This window comes from Variovorax sp. R-27 (assembly GCF_049913215.1).
In the GTDB taxonomy this organism is placed as follows: domain Bacteria; phylum Pseudomonadota; class Gammaproteobacteria; order Burkholderiales; family Burkholderiaceae_C; genus Variovorax.
This window is the reverse complement of record NZ_CP183984.1, coordinates 4732357-4749342: the sequence shown is the minus strand read 5'-3', so window position 1 is coordinate 4749342 and position 16986 is coordinate 4732357. Positions and strand designations below refer to the sequence as shown.

Below are 16986 nucleotides of genomic sequence, written 5' to 3'. Positions count from 1 at the left end.
GTCGGCGACAATGCCGGCCTCCATGGAAACCCTTAACGACTGGCTCGCGCGCGCCGAGCAACTCCATCCCAAGAACATCGAACTCGGGCTCGAGCGCGCCAAAGAAATGGCGCAGCGCCTCGGCCTGCGCTTCGGCTGCCCCGTCATCACGGTGGCGGGCACCAACGGCAAGGGCTCGACCTGCGCCATGCTCGAATCGATCCTCACGCACGCGGGCTACCGCACGGCGGTATTCACCTCGCCGCACCTGGTGCGCTTCGAAGAGCGGCTGCGGCTCAAGGGCGAAGCCGTCGATGCTTCCAAACTGATAGCAAGCTTCGAAGTAGTGGAAAAGGCGCGCGGCGACATGCCCTTGACCTACTTCGAGTTCACCACGCTCGGCATCCTGCATTGCATGATCGAGGAAAAGCCCGACGTGGCGATCCTCGAAGTCGGCCTGGGCGGGCGGCTCGACGCGGTCAACATCATCGACACCGACTGCGCGGTCATCACCAGCATCGACCTCGACCACATGGAATACCTCGGACCCGACCGCGAAAGCATCGGCTTCGAGAAGGCCGGCATCCTGCGCCCGGGCAAGCCCGCCATCGTGAGCGACCCGATGCCGCCGCAGAGCGTGATTGACCATGCCAACGCCATCGGCGCCGACCTCTGGCGCTTCGGAACCGACTTCAATGTGTCGGGCGACAAGCAGCAGTGGGGCTGGTCGGGCCGTGGGCGGCGCTACAGCGGGCTGGCCTATCCGGCGTTGCGCGGGGCCAACCAGCTCATCAATGCGGCCGGCGTGCTTGCGGCGCTCGAAGCGCTGCGCCCGCAACTGCCGATCACGGCGCAGGCCGTGCGCAACGGGCTCGCGATGGTCGAGTTGCCGGGCCGCTTCCAGATCGTGCCGGGCGAACCGGCGCTGGTGCTCGACGTGGCGCACAACGCCCATGCCGTGGCCGCGCTGGCCGAGAACCTCGATGCGATGGGCTTCTACCCCACCACGCATGGCGTGTTCGGTGTGATGGCCGACAAGGATCTCGCACCGATCCTCGCGCGCATCGGGCCGCTGATCGACCGCTGGTACTTCACCGACCTGCCCACCCCGCGCGCGGCCAAGGCGGCCGACCTGCTGGCCAGCTGGCAGGCGCAGAACACGCGCACCGATGCCTCGGGCAGCGTGTACGCGGGCCCGATGGAAGCGTTGCGCGCAGCCATCGAGCAGGCGGGGCCCGCTGATAGAATCGTGGTCTTCGGATCGTTCTTCACCGTGGGTGGCGTGCTCGAAAACGGCACCCCCCGGCTGCAAGCCAAACACCTGCTGCCAGGCGGCTGATCGTCGGGCTGTCCATACCATCTGGCACCACCTCGCTGCACTCCTTCAGGGATCGAACTTCATGGCGTTTTTCAAGTTCCGCACGCGCGGCCCACAAGGCAACGAAGGACGCAGCGCCCCGGCCGCTGTCCCCGCGGAAAGTGTCGAAACCATGCGTCGGCGTGCGCGCCACCGGCTGCTCGGCGCAGCGGTGCTGGTGCTGCTTGGCGTGATCGGTTTCCCGCTGCTGTTCGATACGCAGCCGCGGCCCGTGTCGGTCGACATTCCCATCGAGATTCCAGACCGCAACAAGGTCAAGCCGCTGCCCGTGCCCGCCACGCCGGCACCTGCCACGAGCACCGCACCGGCTGCGCCCGACAACAGCAGCTCGCGCGTGGCCTCGGCATCGCCCTCGTCCGGCGGCATGATCACCGAGACCGCCGACGGCACGGTGATCGACTCCGGCAAGCCCGTGCCCAGCACGCCGCCCGTCGCGGCCGCCGAGCCCAAGCCTGAACCGAAGCCCAAGCCCGAGCCCAAACCGGAGCCGAAGCCCGAACACAAGCCGGAACCCAAACCAGAGCCCAAGCCGAAGCCCGAAGCCAAGCCGGACCCCAAGCCCGAAGCGAAGCCCAAGTCGGCCGCCTCGGACGACGGCGCCCGAGCCCGTGCGCTGCTCGAAGGCAAGCCCGTCACCACTGCTGCCAAGCCCGCCGTTTCCGATGAAGGTGGCCGCTTCGTGGTGCAGGTGGGCGCTTTCGCCGATGCCGACAAGGCGCGCGAAGTGCGCCAGAAGCTCGAAAAAGCCGGCCTCAAGACCTATGTGCACGTGGCGAAGACTGCCGACGGCGAACGCACGCGTGTGCGTGTCGGCCCCTTCGGTTCACGTGCCGAGGCCGACCGCGCGGCGGAGAAGGTCAAGGGCTTGTCTTTGTCGGCCGCGATCCTCACGTTGTAAGAGCCGTCGCCAGCTGTTGCCGTGGCCTTGCTCGACTGGATTGCCGTCGCGCTCATCGGGGTGTCGATGCTGTTCGGCCTGATGCGCGGGCTGGTGTTCGAAGTGATTTCGCTGATCGGCTGGGTGGCAGCCTTCATTGCAGCCCAGTGGCTGGCTTCCGGTGTGGCGGCATGGCTGCCGTTCGGCGATCCGCAGGGGGCGTGGCGCTATCCGCTGGCCTTCGTGCTGGTGTTCGTGGCGGTGGTGTTCGGCGTGGGCTTGGTGGCCGCGCTCACGCGCAAGTTGATCACGGTCGTGGGTCTGCGGCCGGTGGACCGGATTTTGGGAGCAGCGTTCGGAGCGGCGCGGGGTGCGGTGGCCCTGCTCGTGCTGGCCGTCGTTGTTCATTTGCTGGTGTTGAGCGACAGTGCCTGGTGGCACGAGTCGCGCAGCGCCATTGTTCTCGATGCGGCATTGCAGGGCCTCAAACCCTCGCTGCCTGAAAAGTTGGCAAGCTACCTGCCCTGAGAGGAATCGTTCATGTGTGGAATCGTCGGCGTTGTCAGCAGCGCACCCGTCAATCAGCTGCTCTATGACGCGCTGCTGCTCCTGCAGCATCGCGGCCAGGATGCCGCTGGCATCGTGACCTTGCTCGAACGCAAGTTCTTCATGCACAAGGCCAAGGGCATGGTCCGCGACGTGTTCCGCACGCGCAACATGCGTGCGCTGCCGGGCAATGTGGGCTTGGGCCAGGTGCGCTACCCGACCGCCGGCAATGCGTACAGCGAGGAAGAGGCCCAGCCCTTCTACGTGAACGCGCCGTTCGGCATCGTGCTCGTGCACAACGGCAACCTGACCAACGCGCATGCGCTGCGTTCGGAGCTGTTCTCCACCGACCACCGCCACACCAACACCGAGAGCGACTCCGAAGTGCTGCTCAACGTGCTGGCGCACGAACTCGAGCGCTCCTCGCGCGGCGTGCCGCTGCATCCGGCCGAAGTGTTCGCCGCGGTCAAGAACATGCACAAGCGCCTGCGCGGCTCGTACGCCGTGGTGTCGCTGATTGCCGGCCACGGCCTGCTCGCTTTCCGCGACCCGTACGGCATTCGCCCGCTGTGCATGGGCCGCAGCGCCGACGGCACAGTGATGGTGGCGAGCGAATCGGTCGCGCTGGAAGGTTCGGGCCATGTGTTCGAGCGCAACATCAATCCGGGCGAGGCCGTGTTCATCGACCTCGAAGGCAACGTGCATTCGATGCAGTGCGCCGAAGCGCCGACGCTAAACCCCTGCATCTTCGAATTCGTGTATCTCGCGCGTCCGGACTCGGTGCTCGACGGCATCTCGGTCTACCAGGCGCGTCTGAACCTCGGCGAGACGCTGGCCAAGCGCGTGGTGTCGACCGTGCCGCCGAACCAGATCGATGTGATCATTCCGATTCCCGAATCGAGCCGGCCGAGCGCCACGCAGCTCGCGCACCTGCTGGGCGTGCCTTACCGCGAAGGCTTCGTGAAGAACCGCTACGTCGGCCGCACTTTCATCATGCCGGGGCAGGGCGTGCGCAAGAAGTCGGTGCGCCAGAAGCTCAACGTGATCGCCAGCGAGTTCAAGGGCCGCAACGTGCTGCTGGTCGACGACTCGATCGTGCGCGGCACCACCAGCCGCGAAATCGTGCAGATGGCGCGCGACGCCGGCGCCCGCAAGGTCTACCTGGCCAGCGCCGCGCCGCCGGTGCGCTACCCCAACGTCTACGGTATCGACATGCCGACCAAGGACGAACTGGTGGCGCACGACCGCACCATTGAAGAAATCCGCGAACTGATCGGCTGCGACGCGCTGATCTACCAGGACGTCGACGCCATGAAGCGCGCCATTGGCTCGCTCAACCCCAAGCTCGACGGCTTCGACGCCTCGTGCTTCGACGGTGTGTACGTGACCGGCGACATCGACACCGACGCCATCTCGCGCATGAACGGCAACCGTCCCCGCGTCGAAGAGACCGAAGAAGATTCTTCGCGTCTCGCGCTCCCCAACCACAGCGAATAAGAGCCCAAGAAGTGACCGACGAACGAACCCTGCCGCCCGGACTGCATCGCGACACGCTCGCGCTGCGCACCGGGCTGGCGCCGAGCCAGCACGGCGAGCACTCCGAGGCGCTGTTCCTGACAAGCGGCTTCGTGCAGCCTGATGCCGAAACCTCGGCGCGCCGCTTTGCGGGCACCGAAGCGGGCTTCACTTATTCGCGCACGTCCAACCCGACGGTGGCGAGCTTCGAGCAGCGCCTTGCAGCGCTCGAAGGCACCGAGGCCGCCATCGGCGCATCGACGGGCATGGGCGCGATTCTCATGATGTGCATGGGCCTGCTGAAGGCCGGCGACCATGTGATCTGCTCGCGCTCGGTGTTCGGCTCCACGCTGAACCTGTTCGGCAAGGAGTTCGCCAAGTTCGGCGTCGAAACCACTTTCGTCTCGCAGACCGACGTGGCGGAATGGCGCGCGGCGCTGAAGCCCAGCACCAAGCTGTTGTTCGCCGAAACCCCGACGAATCCGCTGACCGAGGTGTGCGACATCCGGGCGCTCGCCGATCTCGCGCACGGCGCGGGCGCGCTCCTGGCCGTAGACAACTGCTTCTGCACGCCGGCGCTGCAGCGCCCCACTGAACTGGGCGCCGATCTCATCATCCATTCGGGCACCAAGTACCTCGACGGGCAGGGCCGAGTGATGGCCGGCGCGATCTGCGGGCCATCGAAGCTCATCGTCGACGTGTTCGGCCCCGTGGTGCGCACCGCCGGCATGGCGCTGTCGCCGTTCAATGCGTGGGTCGTGCTCAAGGGCATGGAAACGCTGGGCATCCGCATGCAGGCGCAATGTGCGAACGCACTGGCCGTTGCGAAATGGCTCGAAGCGCAGCCGGGCATCGCACGCGTCTATTACCCGGGGCTCGCTTCGCATCCGCAGCATGAACTGGCGATGCGCCAGCAGGCGGGGAAGGGCGGGGCGGTCGTGTCCTTCGACGTGGTCGGCAACGACCCCGAGACGGCGCGCGCCAATGCCTTCCACGTGATCAACAGCACGCGCGTGGTCAGCATCGCGACCAACCTCGGCGACACCAAGACCATCATCACGCACCCCGGTACGACCTCGCACGGGCGCCTCACCGAAGTGCAGCGCCAGGCCGCAGGCATCAGCCAGGGGCTGATCCGCCTCGCGGTCGGCCTCGAGTACATCGACGACATCACGGCCGACCTGCAGCGCGGCCTGAGCACCCTGACAACCTGATTGATTCATGACCGGCAAAGTTCGCACCCGCATCGCACCGTCTCCCACCGGCTTTCTTCACCTGGGCACGGCCCGCACTGCGCTCTATTCGTGGGCCTATGCGCGCCACCACGGCGGCGAGTTCGTGCTGCGCATCGAAGACACCGACGTGGCCCGCTCCACGCAGGACTCGACCGACCAGATCCTCGCGTCGATGCACTGGCTCGGCCTCGACTATGACGAAGGCCCGATCTACCAGATGCAGCGCCTGGAGCGGTATCGCGAGGTGATCGCGCAGATGCTCGCGGCTGGCACGGCCTACCACTGCTACTGCACGCCGGCCGAACTCGACGAGATGCGCGAGGCGCAACGCGCACGCGGCGAAAAGACGCTGTACGACCGCCGCTGGCGCCCCGAGCCGGGCAAGGTGCTGCCGCCCGTGCCCGAAGGCGTGCCGCCTGTTGTGCGCTTCTGCAATCCGCCCGAAGGCGACGTGACGTGGAACGACCTCGTCAAGGGCGAGATCACCATCAACAACCGCGAGATCGACGACCTCATCATCCTGCGGCCTGACGGTGTGCCCACCTACAACTTCGCGGTGGTGGTCGACGACTGGGACATGAACATCACGCACGTGTTCCGTGGCGACGAGCACATCAACAACACGCCGTGGCAGATCAACATCTTCCGTGCGCTCGGCGCACCGTTGCCCGAGTTCGGCCATGTGCCCGTGATCCTCGGCGACGACGGGCAGAAGCTGTCGAAGCGCCGCGGCGCCGTGAGCGTCACGGCCTATGAAGACAACGGCTACCTGCCCGAAGCGATGCTCAATTACCTCGCGCGCCTCGGCTGGAGCCACGGCGACGACGAGCTCTTCACGCGCGAACAGATGGTGAGCTGGTTCGACGGTTCGCACCTGTCGAAGAGCCCCGCGCAGTGGGATGCAGCCAAGCTCGCATGGGTCAACGCGCAGTACATCAAGGCGAAGAGCGGCGACGAACTCGCACCGCTTGTTGCAGCACAGTTGCAAAAGCGTGGCATTGCGGCCGACGAGCGTTTGCCTGCGATCTGCGCGTTGTTCAAGGACCGTTGCGACACCACGGTGGCATTGGCCGACTGGGCTGCGGGGTTCTATGCGGACATCAACGTGAGCGATGCCGATCGTGCGCAGCACATCACTGATGCAGTGAAGCCAGCGATCGCAACGCTCGCAGAAAAATTGACGACGGCTGCCTGGGATAAGGCCTCGATCGCAGTTATCATCAAAGAAGTTCTCGCGACACATGCATTGAAAATGCCGGTGTTAGCGATGCCAGTACGAGTGCTTGTGATGGGAACATCGCAGACACCGTCCCTCGATTCAGTGCTCGAAATTTTTTCCCGCGAAAAAGTTATCGAGCGATTGAAAAAGGCCTGAAAAATCGGGCTATAATTCGAGGCTCGACACCCACACGGGGGTATAGCTCAGCTGGGAGAGCGCTTGCATGGCATGCAAGAGGTCATCGGTTCGATCCCGTTTACCTCCACCATCAAAGTGTCGAGAAGGTATGAAGTGCTGATCGCAGCACGTCCAAGGTTTTGACCCTATCGTCTAGAGGCCTAGGACACCACCCTTTCACGGTGGCTACCGGGGTTCGAATCCCCGTAGGGTCGCCAGTTTCACTTCGGTGAAGCAGGCACAAGTGGCAACACTTGGCTCCGTCAAACGAGCGAACGTTGTCTACCAGGAGTGGTAGTTCAGTTGGTTAGAATACCGGCCTGTCACGCCGGGGGTCGCGGGTTCGAGTCCCGTCCACTCCGCCAGTCAGAAGCCCTTGCAGCTCAATGAGTTGCAAGGGCTTTTCACTTTCTGGCCTCCCCACGCAATTACTTCATCTTGCTGCTTCGGGGCGTGTCACGCCTGCGAGTTGCTGCTCGTTCGACAGCAGGAAGTCGATGAAGGCGCGCACGCGCCGAGGCATCGCCCGGCTCGCGGGATAGACCAGTGATGCGAGCTTTGGCGCGGGCTCGAAGTCTTGCAGCAATCTTTCGAGCCGGCCATTGGCGAGGTGCTCGCCCACAACGAACATCGGCAGGTGCGCGATGCCCAATCCGGCCACCGCCATTGCCGCGAGGTGGTGCATGTCGTCCGACCGCACTGCGGCTCGTGGCTCGATCTGCAGCGGGCCTTCCGACGCCTTGAAATTCCACGGATCCTCGCGACCATCTGGCCGCGTGTAGGCCATGCATCGATGCTCAAGAAGCTCTTCGGGCCGTGATGGCCGCGACATCTCTTTGAAACAGGCAGGTGCCGCAACGGTGACGAACTGACCGTATCCAAGCGGCCGTGCCACAAGGCTCGAGTCGGGCAGGGCGCCCACCGCGATCGCGACATCCAGTCCCAGGTCGAAGATGTCTGACAGCCGCATGGTCGACACGATCTCGATGCGCAGTTTCGGATGCCGCGCGAGCAGTGCTGGTAGCAGCGGCGCCACGAGAAACGTTCCGAAGAGCGGCGGCAACCCCATGCGCACCGTGCCGGCCACCGCGCGCGTGCCCGCGCCAGCTTCTTCCGCCGCTTCGGCCAGCAGGTCGAAGGCCCGCGCACAACGCTCGTGAAACGCCATGCCTTCCTCGGTCAGATGCAAGGCCCGCGTCGTGCGCGCCAGCAACTGCACGCCGAGATCGCTTTCGAGCCGGCCAATGGCCTTGCTCACGGCCGATGGCGTCATCGCGTGCAGTGCCGCTGCGGCGGTGAAGCTGCCCGCATCGGCCACGGTCACGAACACGCGCGCATCGGCCTCCGAGATTGGCAACTCGTGAGTCCGGCTCATCAATCTTGTGCCCTCAACCCGCTTTTTCATGAAGCCCCTCGCGGCCACCATTTGTGGCGTGCACATCGATCACGTCAACACAACCCCGTCTGACCACCAACAGGAGCCGATCATGAAACTCTTCTACAGCCCCGGTGCTTCTTCATTGTCCCCGCACATCGTGCTGCGCGAGGCCGGACTGACCGCGGAGATGGTCCGCGTCGACCTCGAGACCAAGACGCTGCCCGCCACCGGACAGAGCTATCTGCCGATCAACCCCATGGGCAAGGTGCCCGCGCTCGAATTCGACGACGGCGCGGTGCTCACCGAAGGCCTCGCCGTGCTGCAATACCTCGCCGATCTCGCACCGGCTTCGCGGCTTGCGCCGGCTGCCGGCACCATGGCCCGCTATCGCCTGGCCGAAGCCCTGAGCTTCGTGGCCACCGAACTGCACAAAGGCTTCGCGCCGATGTTCGATCCCGACGTGCCGGCAAGCTACAAGCACAGCCTGATCGCGGACACACGCGCCTTCGATCGCATCGCATCGCTGGTGCAGCCGGGGCCGTACATCCTCGGCGAACACTTCACTGTCGCGGATGCGTACCTCTATCCGATCCTGCGCCTCGGCCGTCATGCGGGACTCGATTTTTCCTCATGGCCGGCGATAGGCCACTACATGGAACTGGTTGCGAAACGCCCCTCCGTGCGCGCCGCGATGCGGGCCGAAAGCCTCATCGAAGACTGATCGATGAAGGCCTGAAGCGACCGCGTTACATCCGGGCTCTCGCAGTCGAATAAACTCCGCCCCGCTTGCAGCTTGTATTCGTGCTGCGCCGCCATAGGCAACATGGCGAAATCAAACCTAATAGGAACTCAGTTGAACCGCATCGAACTCGTCGAAAAAATCGTCACCGCCCACAACGTCAGCAAGGCAGAAGCTGCGCGCATTCTCGAGACCGTTACCGGCTCGATCGTCGCCGCAGTAAAGAAGGGTGACCCCGTCCAGATCGTCGGCTTCGGCACTTTCAAGCAAGTGGCGCGCGCCGCACGCTCGGGCTTCAACCCCAGCGCCGGCACCAAGATCAAGATCGCCGCACAGAAGGTGCCGAAGTTCGTGCCGGGCGCTGCCTTCAAGGCCGCCGTGGACCCGAAGGCTGCAAAGCGCAAGGCCGACAGCAAGGCAGTGACTGCCAAGCCCGCAGCAGCGAAGAAGGCCGCAGCACCCGCCAAGAAGGCCGTGGCTGCCAAGAAGAAGTAAGAAGCTGCGACTGCAGAAACAAGAACGGCCCCTCGGGGCCGTTTTTATTTGGTGGTGCATTTATGCGCCGCTTCAGTCGGGTTCGATCACACCTTCGCTCAGATAGCGCTGGTATTCGGCAATGGGAATCGCCGTCGTCTGCGTGCTGCCGCCATCGCCCCAACTCAGCACGGCGCTGTCGGGCGCCAACTGGACCTCTATCGGCCCTTGGGGAATGAGGATCAGGGGGCCGTCGCCGGCCCGGTATTCGACATTTCCTGTGACTTTCGCGTTCGCTGCCATGGTTTCGTTCCTCGGGATGTTGGGGAATGCGGGGGCGGGCCTCAAGCGTATCGGATATGGCGACTCGTGGGGTATCGCGCTGCGGCGATGCGTGTAGGCGAACGTCCATCGGAAGCGCCCGTCACATCGGCGTAACGCGCGGCGTGGCACGCTCGCGCTTCGAATGACGAAGCGTTTCAGAATTCTTGTTGCAGTGTCGGTGGCCTGCCTGGCGATCCTGGCGGCAGCCGTCGCGTGGCGACTGACTGCCGGCAGCGATGCGCAGGCTCGCGTGGCGGATGCAGCCCCGTCGCTAGAAATCCGCTGGCACGGCGGCGGCATCGTGCTGCAGGGCGCGGTGCAGGACGTCGCCACGCAGCACGCACTGGCGGACGGCGCAGCCGCGCGCCTGGGTGGTGAGAGCGATCAGGTGACCGACTGGCTCGACATCACGCCAGCGGCGCTGCCGGTGGCCGATGCCGCATCGCTCGCCCGGCTCATCCTTCTAGGGCAGGAAGGCTGGCACCTGCAGCGGCGGCCGACCGAGGGCTGGCTCGCCGTGCAATCGCTGACTGACGAGCGCAGCGTGCAGGCAAAGGCGCTGCTGCAGGCCGCCTTCGGCCCTGGCGTTGCGATGCGTCTCGTGCTCCTGCCCTGAGCGGGCGATCTCCTTGCGGGTTCAAGGGGCCTTCACGGCACCGTCATGTGCTGTCCCCAGCATCCGCTGCATTCAAAACAGAGGAGAGAGGTTCCCATGCATCCATCGTTCAAGCGCCTTGCCGTTGCCGGCGTGGTGGCCGCCACCCTGACTGCCTGCGGCGGCAGCGACAACTCAAACAATTTCATTCCTTTCGTGCCACCGCCCGCGGCAACCAACCCGCCGCCGGCGTCGCCCGCCGTGCCTGGCACCATGGACGTGAAGCTCATCGCCTTCAACGACCTGCACGGCAACCTCGAGCCGCCGAAGCTGTCGATCAGTGCGCCTGCCAAGGGCGGCGGCACGGTGCCGGTGCCCGCCGGTGGCGCGGCCTACCTGGCCTCGGCCATCGCCTCATTGAAGGCCAAGAACCCGAACAACGCGGTGGTATCGGCCGGCGACATGATCGGCGCCTCGCCGCTGGTCTCGGCACTGTTCCTCGACGAGTCGACCATCGAAGCCGTGAACGCGATGAAGATCGATTTCAACGCGGTTGGCAACCACGAGTTCGACAAGGGCCAGACCGAACTGCTGCGCATGAAGAACGGCGGCTGCGCGAAGAACACCGCGCTCGAACCCTGCCGCGTCAACAAGAGCTTTCCGGGCGCCAACTTCGGCTTTCTTGCGGCCAATACCGTGAAGGGCGACGGCAACACGCTGTTCCCCGCCACCGGCATGAAGACCTTCACGAAGGACGGCGCCACAGTGAAGGTGGCGTTCATCGGCATGACGCTGAAGGGCACGCCGAACATCGTGACGCCTGCCGGCGTCGCGGGCCTGACTTTCAAGGACGAGGCCGACACCGCCAACGCGTTGATCCCGCAGCTGAAGGCGCAGGGCGCGGACGCCATCGTCGTCGTCATCCATGAAGGCGGCACCACCACCGTGGGCTACAACGACAAGAGCTGCGCCGGCCTGAGCGGCGACATCCTGCCGATCCTCAACAAGCTCGATACTTCGGTTGACATCGTGATCTCGGGTCACACGCACCGCTCGTACGTGTGCGACTACGGCAAGACCAACCCGGCCAAGCCCTTCCTGCTGACCAGCGCCGGCCAGTACGGCACGCTGCTGACCGACATCAACCTGACCATCGATACCCGCACGCGCAAGGTGACGGCCAAGGCGGCCGACAACGTGATCGTGCAGGGTGAGGCCTACACCAGCGGCACCACCACCGTCGCGCTGACCGACCAGTACCCGACCTTCGACAAGAACCAGGAAGTGGCTGCGCTCATCAACCAGTACCTCACCATCGCCGGACCGCTGGTGCAGCGCGTGGTGGGCTCGCTCACCGCAACGGCCACGCGCACGCAGACCGCGTCGAAGGAAAGCGTGCTGGGCAACCTGATAGCCGACGCACAGCTGACAGCGACCAGCCCGGCCGGCAAGGGCGCCGCGCAGATCGCCTTCATGAACCCGGGCGGCGTGCGCGCCGACCTCGCGCCCGCCGGCGACGGCAGCGTGACCTACGGCCAGATCTTCGCCGTGCAGCCTTTCGGCAACAGCCTGGTGGTGAAGACCATGACCGGCGCGCAGATCAAGGCCGTGCTGGAGCAGCAGTTCAACAGCGGCTCCAACACCGTGGCCGCGCCGAAGGTGCTGCTGCCCTCCGCAGGGTTCACCTACAGCTACAGCACTTCGGCGCCCGCTGGCTCGCGCATCAGCAACTTGTCGCTCAACGGAACCGCGATGGCCGACGGCACCAGCTACCGCGTGACGATGAACAGCTTTCTGGCTACCGGCGGTGACAACTTCACCGTCTTCAACCAGGGCACGGACACGCTCGGCGGCGACCAGGACGTGGACGCCCTGGAGGCCTACATCAAGGCGAACAGCCCGCTGACACCACCGGCGACGAACCGCATTACGGTTCTGCCCTGAGCGGTTGCTGGCGAAGGGGGCGGGCCGCGTTCAGCTGGCCTGCCTGCCGGGACGACCAACGCGCCAGCCACCAGCAACTGAGCATCGCCTGCAGCACGGCGATGCCCAACAAGAAGCCGAAGCTCGGCCCGAGGGCGTAGAACAGGCCCAGCCCGAGCAGTGCCTGCGCGAGCCAGTTCGTCAGCGCCATGCACCCCATGGGCGAGAGCTTGCGCAACCAGTGCCGCCAGCGGGTCTGCTGGAACAGCAGCACGAAGGCCGTCATGCAGAAAAGGCCGAGTGCGATCTGGTGCAGCAGGCGCATCACCCTGACACCCGCGCCGCCGGAGTCCCACAACAGCGGCGCGGTCGTGGCCAAGCTCACGACGAGCGCCACCTTCAACAGGCGAACCCAGAGCCGCCGGTGGGCGACGGACTCCTGCAGCATGCGTCGAACGAGCAGCCGTATGGAGTTGGGCTTCTCCCCAGGCCGCACCGCCTGCATCGCGAAGCCCAGGCCGAAGAGCAGGGCGAGCAGAGCAATCGACGTCACGATGAATTCGAGTAGTGAAGAACTGCGCAGATTGAACAGCGGCATGCTGAACAGCGCGAAGCCGCGTAGCGAGTCCAGCAGTTCAAGGCGGCGGGTGCTACCGGCGCCTGGGTGGCGCGACGGCCTTGCGAGGTCGAATGTCATGGGAGTGCGCAAAGTGGGGTCGCTGCGATGCTATGAATCTGCATTGCACGAACATTGCGTTTGGGCCGCCTCCAGTCCGGCCCTGGGCGCACCGCCGTTCGCCGATGCCGTGACCTTGCGTAGGCCGATGTCTCCAACCCGATTTGTGCCGGTTTTGCAGGCTTAGCATGAGCAAATCTGCTGTCGAAGGCAGAGATTTCTTCGCCGACTCATGTTCTTTGCAAAGGATTCCGTCATGAAAACCATGAACTTCCGCATGCTGGCGCTTTCGTCCGCCGTGGCGGCGTGCAGCCTGGCCTTTGTCGGGTGCACCACCACGCGACCGCAGGATCAGTCCAGCAGCGCGTCTTCGCGCACTTCCATCGACGCCCAGGTCGATGCCTCGCTGTCCAAGCTGTACGACTCCGTGAGAGGTTCACGCGAGCTGGTCGCCAAGTCGAGCGGCGTGCTGGTGTTTCCTGCCGTGATGGGGGCCAGCTTGGGCGTGGGCGCTGAATACGGCCGGGGCGCCTTGCGCGTGAACGGGCGCACGCAGTCGTACTACAGCACCACCGCCGGGTCGGTGGGCTTCCAGGCGGGTGCGCAATCGAAGGCGGTGATCTATCTGTTCACCACGCAGGCGGCGCTGGACAAGTTCCGCAGCAGCAAGGGCTGGACAGCGGGCGCTGACGCCACTGTGGCGCTCGCGACCATCGGGGCCAACGGCAGCATCGACACCAACACGCTGCGCCAGCCCGTGGTGGGCTTCGTGATGACGAACGTGGGGCTGGAAGCCGGCGTCTCGCTGTCGGGCGCGAAGATCAGCGAAATCCAGCCGTAGCAGGCTGCTGGGCTCAGTGGCCGAGCCGGGCCTGCAGCTCGGCCACTTGTTTGCGCAGGGCCTCGTTCTCGGCTGTGAGTTCGGCCACGCGCTGTTCCAGCGCCTGCACCGCATCCGGCTTGGCTTGTTGTTGTTCGTCGTCCGAATGCGCTTCGGCGGACTCCTCACGCGGCTTCTTCTTCGACTCGCGCACGCGCTTGGCGGCCTGCTTGAGCTCGTCCTTGCCGGCGTTCGCGGCCGAGACCTGCTCCTCGGCCGGCAGCGTGGCCACGGCAGCTGCGGTGTTGATCGAAATCACGCCCGACTTCACGGCTGCCACCAGTTCCGGCGCGGCCTGCTTCTGGATCTTTTCGATCATTCCGACCTGGCTGCTGCTCAGGCGTGCGGCCTTGGCGATGGCTTCGCGGCTGCTCAACGGCGCGGGTGGCGGCAGGGTGGGGGCTGACGCACTGTCGTCCGGCGAGCCGTCGGCGGGGGGATCGACGTCGAACGGGGCGTCGGACGCCGAGGCTGGCTCAGCAGCGACGCGGCTGCGCTGCTTGTCGACGATGTCCTTCTTCCGCAGCGCGAGCACGCCGCGCAGGAAATCCGAAATGCTGCGCCGGCCAAGGTGCTGGTCGATCATCCAGAGATGCACGTCCTCGATGGTCTTGAAGCGCGTGTTCTGCACCGTCTTGAACGGCAGGTCGTGTTTCTGGCAGATGCCGTAGCGGTTGTGGCCGTCCACCAGCACGTCGCCCCACAGCACCAGGGCGTCGCGGCAGCCCTCGGCCAGGATGCTGCGTTCCAGCGCTTCGTGTTCCTCCGGCGTCAGTGGGTCGATATAGGCTTTGAGTTCTTCGTTGACGACGATGTTCATGAGGGGGCGGGAAGCGGAACGGGGCAAAGGGGCGGAATTTTAGATGCGCCCGGCCGGCGGCTTTCGAGACGTCGTCCGGGTGTCTCTGTTTGGTGCATCCAAACGTCTATAGAGGTAAGGACACAGTCGCAAATTTGCGCTGTCATCCTTTTGTAAATATTAATGATTCTTATTTAAATATGTGGCCGGAGAGCCGCAGCCACGCCAATGCGCCCGACGCGCGCCGTTCCGAATTTCGACGCCTGGCCCCAATCTGGAGTTGCTCAAAAAATGCTGTCACTCACGTCCGAATCTTCTCTGGGAGATGTTTTCGTCGCCAACCGGGCCCAGCTTCTGCACGTGGCCCGCAGGATCGTCCGCACCACGGACCTTGCCGACGACGTCGTGCAAGACGCCTATCTCCGCATTGCCGACGGCGCCTGCGACCGCAAGGTCGACAAGCCCATGGGCTATTGCTGCCAAGTGGTGCGCAATCTCGCACTCGACCATTGCCGCCGCCAGTCCCTCGAAGCCACCTACCGCACCTTCGACGTGGACGTCGAGACGCTCGATGTCCCGGGACCAGCGTCGCCGGACCGCGTGATGCGCGACCGGCAGGCTGTCGGCCTGATCGAGAAAGCGCTGTCGGCGCTGTCCCCGAGGACGCGCGTGGCCTTCCAGCTCTACCGTCTCGAAGGCCTCACGCAGCGCGACATCGCGGCGCAGATGGGCTGCGCGCTCGGGCTCGTGAACCGCCTGATTGCCGAGGCGGACGAAGCCATCGGCGCGATGCGTCACCTGATCAAGGATTGACGCAGAGAAACTCTCGTGCCGCTTCGTGTAAGGTAAAACCGTACACGCATGGCACAAGAGCAAGACGACCTCATCTGGCGCACCGCATGGGAGTGGGTGCGGCGCGAGCACGACCGCGAGAATTTCGGCGAAGGTTCGCGTGTCGAAATGGTGACGTGGCTTCTCGCCGACCCCGCCCACCGCAAGGCCTACGACAAGGCCGCCCGCCTCTGGCTGCTCGCGGGTCTGGTGCCTCCCACCATCGACGTCGATGCGTGGAAGAAAAACCGGAACCGGGCATCCCCCGAAGACGCAGCACCCAGCGACGACGACGCCTGATCGTCGCCAGCGCGCCGCCTGGCCGCTCCCCGCACCGGGGTGAACAGATTCGGTCCCGAATCGTCATGTTGATCAGAAGCCCAGCAATCGGCCACCCACCGGCCCGCTTGCCCGCCCGCTTCCTCCATCAACCGCACAAGGACCGCCCATGTCTACCAGCTGCTTCGATCGCGAAGACGAAACCTTCATCGTCCTGGTCAACCAGGAAGACCAGTACTCCATCTGGCCGCACTGGAAGGCCGTGCCCAGCGGCTGGAAGGCTGTCGACGGGGTAAAGGGCGACAAGAAGACCGCGCTCGATTTCGTCGAGAAGAACTGGACCGACATGCGCCCCAAGTCGCTGCGCGACTGGATGGCCGCGGAAGCTGCCGCAAGCTGATGGCCGGGCCGGCGAGGGTTTCGCTGCTGTGCCTGCCCTGCGCGGGCGCCAGCGCGACGATGTATTTGCGCTGGCGGCATCAGCTGCCGCGCTGGATCGAGCTCGTGCCTGTCGAATTGCCGGGCCGGGGCATGCGCATGGGCGAGCGCTTCGTCGAAACCTACGATGCCCAGGTCGCGCGGATCTGCGCCGAGCAGGCAAACGCGATGCACGGCAGCTTCGCGATCTTCGGGCACAGCATGGGCGCATTGCTGGCCTATGGCGCCGTGCAACGTCTGCGTGCGCTCGGCCGGCCGTTGCCGCTGGCGCTTTTCGCGTCAGGCAGTTCCGCGCCGTCGCAGCGCGACCCGAGCCGCCTCCCCGACACGCACGACGACGCTGCGTTGATCGCCGATCTGCGCAAGCAGGGCGGCACCCCCGAAGAAGTCTTCGCCAGCGCCGAGCTGATGCGCATCACCCTCGACACGCTGGGCGCGGACTACCGCGTGTGCCAGAGCTTCGAGTACACGGCCGATGCGCCTCTTCCAATGCCTCTGCATGTCTTCGCGGGCCGACAGGACGACATCGACGCGGCGCGCATCGAGGCCTGGTCGGCGCATGCCGGCGGCGCGTTCACGCTCGACTGGTTCGATGGCGGCCACTTCTTCATCCGTCAGCACGAGGCGGCCTTCCTGGCTGCACTGACGCGCCGTCTGGGGCAGGCCATGGCCGGCAGGCATCAAGGCTCATTGCATGGGCATCGACTTGACGCGGCATGAGTGA

The 16986-nt window shown here is 65.2% G+C and carries 19 protein-coding genes and 3 tRNA genes; 18 read left to right on the top strand and 4 right to left on the bottom strand.

The features are described from left to right. Positions 1-10: 10 nt before the first annotated feature. The 9 genes from folC (at position 11) to ACN9MV_RS22255 (ending at position 7291) form a co-directional block, all read left to right on the top strand. A complete protein-coding gene (gene folC / locus ACN9MV_RS22295; RefSeq protein WP_097198634.1) occupies positions 11-1318 on the top strand; it encodes a bifunctional tetrahydrofolate synthase/dihydrofolate synthase in 1308 nt (435 codons plus the stop codon). Positions 1319-1379: 61 nt separating this feature from the next. Next, the gene (locus ACN9MV_RS22290; protein ID WP_426389492.1) at positions 1380-2255 is read left to right on the top strand and encodes an SPOR domain-containing protein; all 876 of its coding nucleotides are present in this window, start codon (positions 1380-1382) and stop codon (positions 2253-2255) included. A gap of 21 nt (positions 2256-2276) precedes the next feature. Beyond that, a complete protein-coding gene (locus tag ACN9MV_RS22285; RefSeq protein ID WP_093051684.1) occupies positions 2277-2762 on the top strand; it encodes a CvpA family protein in 486 nt (161 codons plus the stop codon). A gap of 12 nt (positions 2763-2774) precedes the next feature. Then, positions 2775-4277, top strand: a complete 1503-nt coding sequence (gene purF, locus ACN9MV_RS22280) for an amidophosphoribosyltransferase (protein ID WP_093051681.1) — start codon at positions 2775-2777, stop codon at positions 4275-4277. Between the two features lie 11 nt (positions 4278-4288). Continuing rightward, the gene (locus ACN9MV_RS22275; RefSeq protein WP_426389490.1) at positions 4289-5509 is read left to right on the top strand and encodes an O-succinylhomoserine sulfhydrylase; all 1221 of its coding nucleotides are present in this window, start codon (positions 4289-4291) and stop codon (positions 5507-5509) included. 7 nt (positions 5510-5516) lie between these two features. Continuing rightward, positions 5517-6905 carry a glutamate--tRNA ligase gene (gene gltX / locus ACN9MV_RS22270; protein ID WP_426389489.1) on the top strand — a complete coding sequence of 463 codons (1389 nt, stop codon included), beginning with the start codon at positions 5517-5519 and terminating at the stop codon, positions 6903-6905. Between the two features lie 36 nt (positions 6906-6941). Further along, positions 6942-7017: transfer RNA gene (locus ACN9MV_RS22265), tRNA-Ala, on the top strand. 51 nt (positions 7018-7068) lie between these two features. After that, positions 7069-7144 (top strand) — tRNA-Glu (locus tag ACN9MV_RS22260). 70 nt (positions 7145-7214) lie between these two features. Further along, a tRNA-Asp gene (locus tag ACN9MV_RS22255) sits at positions 7215-7291 on the top strand. 68 nt (positions 7292-7359) lie between these two features. On the opposite strand, the gene ACN9MV_RS22250 is transcribed toward ACN9MV_RS22255, so the two are convergent. After that, positions 7360-8301 carry a LysR family transcriptional regulator gene (locus ACN9MV_RS22250; protein ID WP_426389487.1) on the bottom strand — a complete coding sequence of 314 codons (942 nt, stop codon included), beginning with the start codon at positions 8299-8301 and terminating at the stop codon, positions 7360-7362. A 112-nt stretch (positions 8302-8413) separates the two neighbouring features. Here ACN9MV_RS22250 and gstA point away from each other — a divergent pair, with 112 nt between their 5' ends. Both gstA and ACN9MV_RS22240 read left to right on the top strand, forming a co-directional pair. Then, positions 8414-9025, top strand: a complete 612-nt coding sequence (gene gstA, locus ACN9MV_RS22245; RefSeq protein WP_426389485.1) for a glutathione transferase GstA — start codon at positions 8414-8416, stop codon at positions 9023-9025. Positions 9026-9157: 132 nt separating this feature from the next. After that, positions 9158-9538 carry an HU family DNA-binding protein gene (locus tag ACN9MV_RS22240; RefSeq protein WP_426389483.1) on the top strand — a complete coding sequence of 127 codons (381 nt, stop codon included), beginning with the start codon at positions 9158-9160 and terminating at the stop codon, positions 9536-9538. Between the two features lie 72 nt (positions 9539-9610). Here the strand turns inward: ACN9MV_RS22240 and ACN9MV_RS22235 are convergent, their stop codons facing one another. Next, a complete protein-coding gene (locus ACN9MV_RS22235; RefSeq protein ID WP_093051663.1) occupies positions 9611-9820 on the bottom strand; it encodes a hypothetical protein in 210 nt (69 codons plus the stop codon). A gap of 163 nt (positions 9821-9983) precedes the next feature. Between ACN9MV_RS22235 and ACN9MV_RS22230 the strand changes: the two genes are divergently transcribed. Both ACN9MV_RS22230 and ACN9MV_RS22225 read left to right on the top strand, forming a co-directional pair. Beyond that, the gene (locus ACN9MV_RS22230) at positions 9984-10457 is read left to right on the top strand and encodes a hypothetical protein (RefSeq protein WP_426389481.1); all 474 of its coding nucleotides are present in this window, start codon (positions 9984-9986) and stop codon (positions 10455-10457) included. A gap of 96 nt (positions 10458-10553) precedes the next feature. Further along, complete coding sequence (locus ACN9MV_RS22225) at positions 10554-12380, top strand: bifunctional metallophosphatase/5'-nucleotidase (RefSeq protein WP_426389479.1); 1827 nt, start codon at positions 10554-10556, stop codon at positions 12378-12380. On the opposite strand, the gene ACN9MV_RS22220 is transcribed toward ACN9MV_RS22225, so the two are convergent. Then, the gene (locus ACN9MV_RS22220; RefSeq protein WP_426389477.1) at positions 12364-13056 is read right to left on the bottom strand and encodes a DUF418 domain-containing protein; all 693 of its coding nucleotides are present in this window, start codon (positions 13054-13056) and stop codon (positions 12364-12366) included. The two genes, ACN9MV_RS22225 and ACN9MV_RS22220, sit on opposite strands and share 17 nt — an antisense overlap. 235 nt (positions 13057-13291) lie before the next feature. On the opposite strand from ACN9MV_RS22220, the gene ACN9MV_RS22215 reads away from it, so the two are divergent. Next, positions 13292-13876, top strand: a complete 585-nt coding sequence (locus ACN9MV_RS22215) for a BPSL1445 family SYLF domain-containing lipoprotein (RefSeq protein ID WP_093051892.1) — start codon at positions 13292-13294, stop codon at positions 13874-13876. A gap of 13 nt (positions 13877-13889) precedes the next feature. On the opposite strand, the gene ACN9MV_RS22210 is transcribed toward ACN9MV_RS22215, so the two are convergent. Then, positions 13890-14735, bottom strand: a complete 846-nt coding sequence (locus ACN9MV_RS22210) for a plasmid replication/partition related protein (RefSeq protein ID WP_426389475.1) — start codon at positions 14733-14735, stop codon at positions 13890-13892. A 270-nt stretch (positions 14736-15005) separates the two neighbouring features. Between ACN9MV_RS22210 and ACN9MV_RS22205 the strand changes: the two genes are divergently transcribed. From ACN9MV_RS22205 to ACN9MV_RS22190, 4 genes are all read left to right on the top strand, one after another. Continuing rightward, entirely contained in the window at positions 15006-15527 is a 522-nt protein-coding gene (locus ACN9MV_RS22205) for a sigma-70 family RNA polymerase sigma factor (protein ID WP_093051649.1), read from the top strand. Between the two features lie 48 nt (positions 15528-15575). After that, positions 15576-15845, top strand: coding sequence for a DUF4880 domain-containing protein (locus ACN9MV_RS22200; protein WP_426389473.1), 270 nt, complete (start codon positions 15576-15578; stop codon positions 15843-15845). 148 nt (positions 15846-15993) lie between these two features. Continuing rightward, entirely contained in the window at positions 15994-16224 is a 231-nt protein-coding gene (locus ACN9MV_RS22195; protein WP_093051643.1) for an MbtH family protein, read from the top strand. Next, positions 16224-16982, top strand: coding sequence for a thioesterase II family protein (locus ACN9MV_RS22190; protein ID WP_426389470.1), 759 nt, complete (start codon positions 16224-16226; stop codon positions 16980-16982). The genes ACN9MV_RS22195 and ACN9MV_RS22190 overlap by 1 nt, the downstream gene beginning before the upstream one ends. Positions 16983-16986 lie beyond the last annotated feature (4 nt).

What these genes read in the sequence shown, in the direction of transcription:
- ACN9MV_RS22195 (WP_093051643.1), top strand. Translation starts at nt 15,994, where the DNA reads ATGTCTACCAGCTGCTTCGATCGCGAAGACGAAACCTTCATCGTCCTG.
- ACN9MV_RS22220 (WP_426389477.1), bottom strand. Translation starts at nt 13,056, where the DNA reads ATGACATTCGACCTCGCAAGGCCGTCGCGCCACCCAGGCGCCGGTAGC.
- ACN9MV_RS22205 (WP_093051649.1), top strand. Translation starts at nt 15,006, where the DNA reads ATGCTGTCACTCACGTCCGAATCTTCTCTGGGAGATGTTTTCGTCGCC.
- ACN9MV_RS22230 (WP_426389481.1), top strand. Translation starts at nt 9,984, where the DNA reads ATGACGAAGCGTTTCAGAATTCTTGTTGCAGTGTCGGTGGCCTGCCTG.
- ACN9MV_RS22290 (WP_426389492.1), top strand. Translation starts at nt 1,380, where the DNA reads ATGGCGTTTTTCAAGTTCCGCACGCGCGGCCCACAAGGCAACGAAGGA.
- folC (WP_097198634.1), top strand. Translation starts at nt 11, where the DNA reads ATGCCGGCCTCCATGGAAACCCTTAACGACTGGCTCGCGCGCGCCGAG.
- ACN9MV_RS22250 (WP_426389487.1), bottom strand. Translation starts at nt 8,301, where the DNA reads ATGAGCCGGACTCACGAGTTGCCAATCTCGGAGGCCGATGCGCGCGTG.
- purF (WP_093051681.1), top strand. Translation starts at nt 2,775, where the DNA reads ATGTGTGGAATCGTCGGCGTTGTCAGCAGCGCACCCGTCAATCAGCTG.
- ACN9MV_RS22225 (WP_426389479.1), top strand. Translation starts at nt 10,554, where the DNA reads ATGCATCCATCGTTCAAGCGCCTTGCCGTTGCCGGCGTGGTGGCCGCC.
- gltX (WP_426389489.1), top strand. Translation starts at nt 5,517, where the DNA reads ATGACCGGCAAAGTTCGCACCCGCATCGCACCGTCTCCCACCGGCTTT.
- ACN9MV_RS22235 (WP_093051663.1), bottom strand. Translation starts at nt 9,820, where the DNA reads ATGGCAGCGAACGCGAAAGTCACAGGAAATGTCGAATACCGGGCCGGC.
- ACN9MV_RS22215 (WP_093051892.1), top strand. Translation starts at nt 13,292, where the DNA reads ATGAAAACCATGAACTTCCGCATGCTGGCGCTTTCGTCCGCCGTGGCG.
- ACN9MV_RS22200 (WP_426389473.1), top strand. Translation starts at nt 15,576, where the DNA reads ATGGCACAAGAGCAAGACGACCTCATCTGGCGCACCGCATGGGAGTGG.
- ACN9MV_RS22210 (WP_426389475.1), bottom strand. Translation starts at nt 14,735, where the DNA reads ATGAACATCGTCGTCAACGAAGAACTCAAAGCCTATATCGACCCACTG.
- gstA (WP_426389485.1), top strand. Translation starts at nt 8,414, where the DNA reads ATGAAACTCTTCTACAGCCCCGGTGCTTCTTCATTGTCCCCGCACATC.
- ACN9MV_RS22190 (WP_426389470.1), top strand. Translation starts at nt 16,224, where the DNA reads ATGGCCGGGCCGGCGAGGGTTTCGCTGCTGTGCCTGCCCTGCGCGGGC.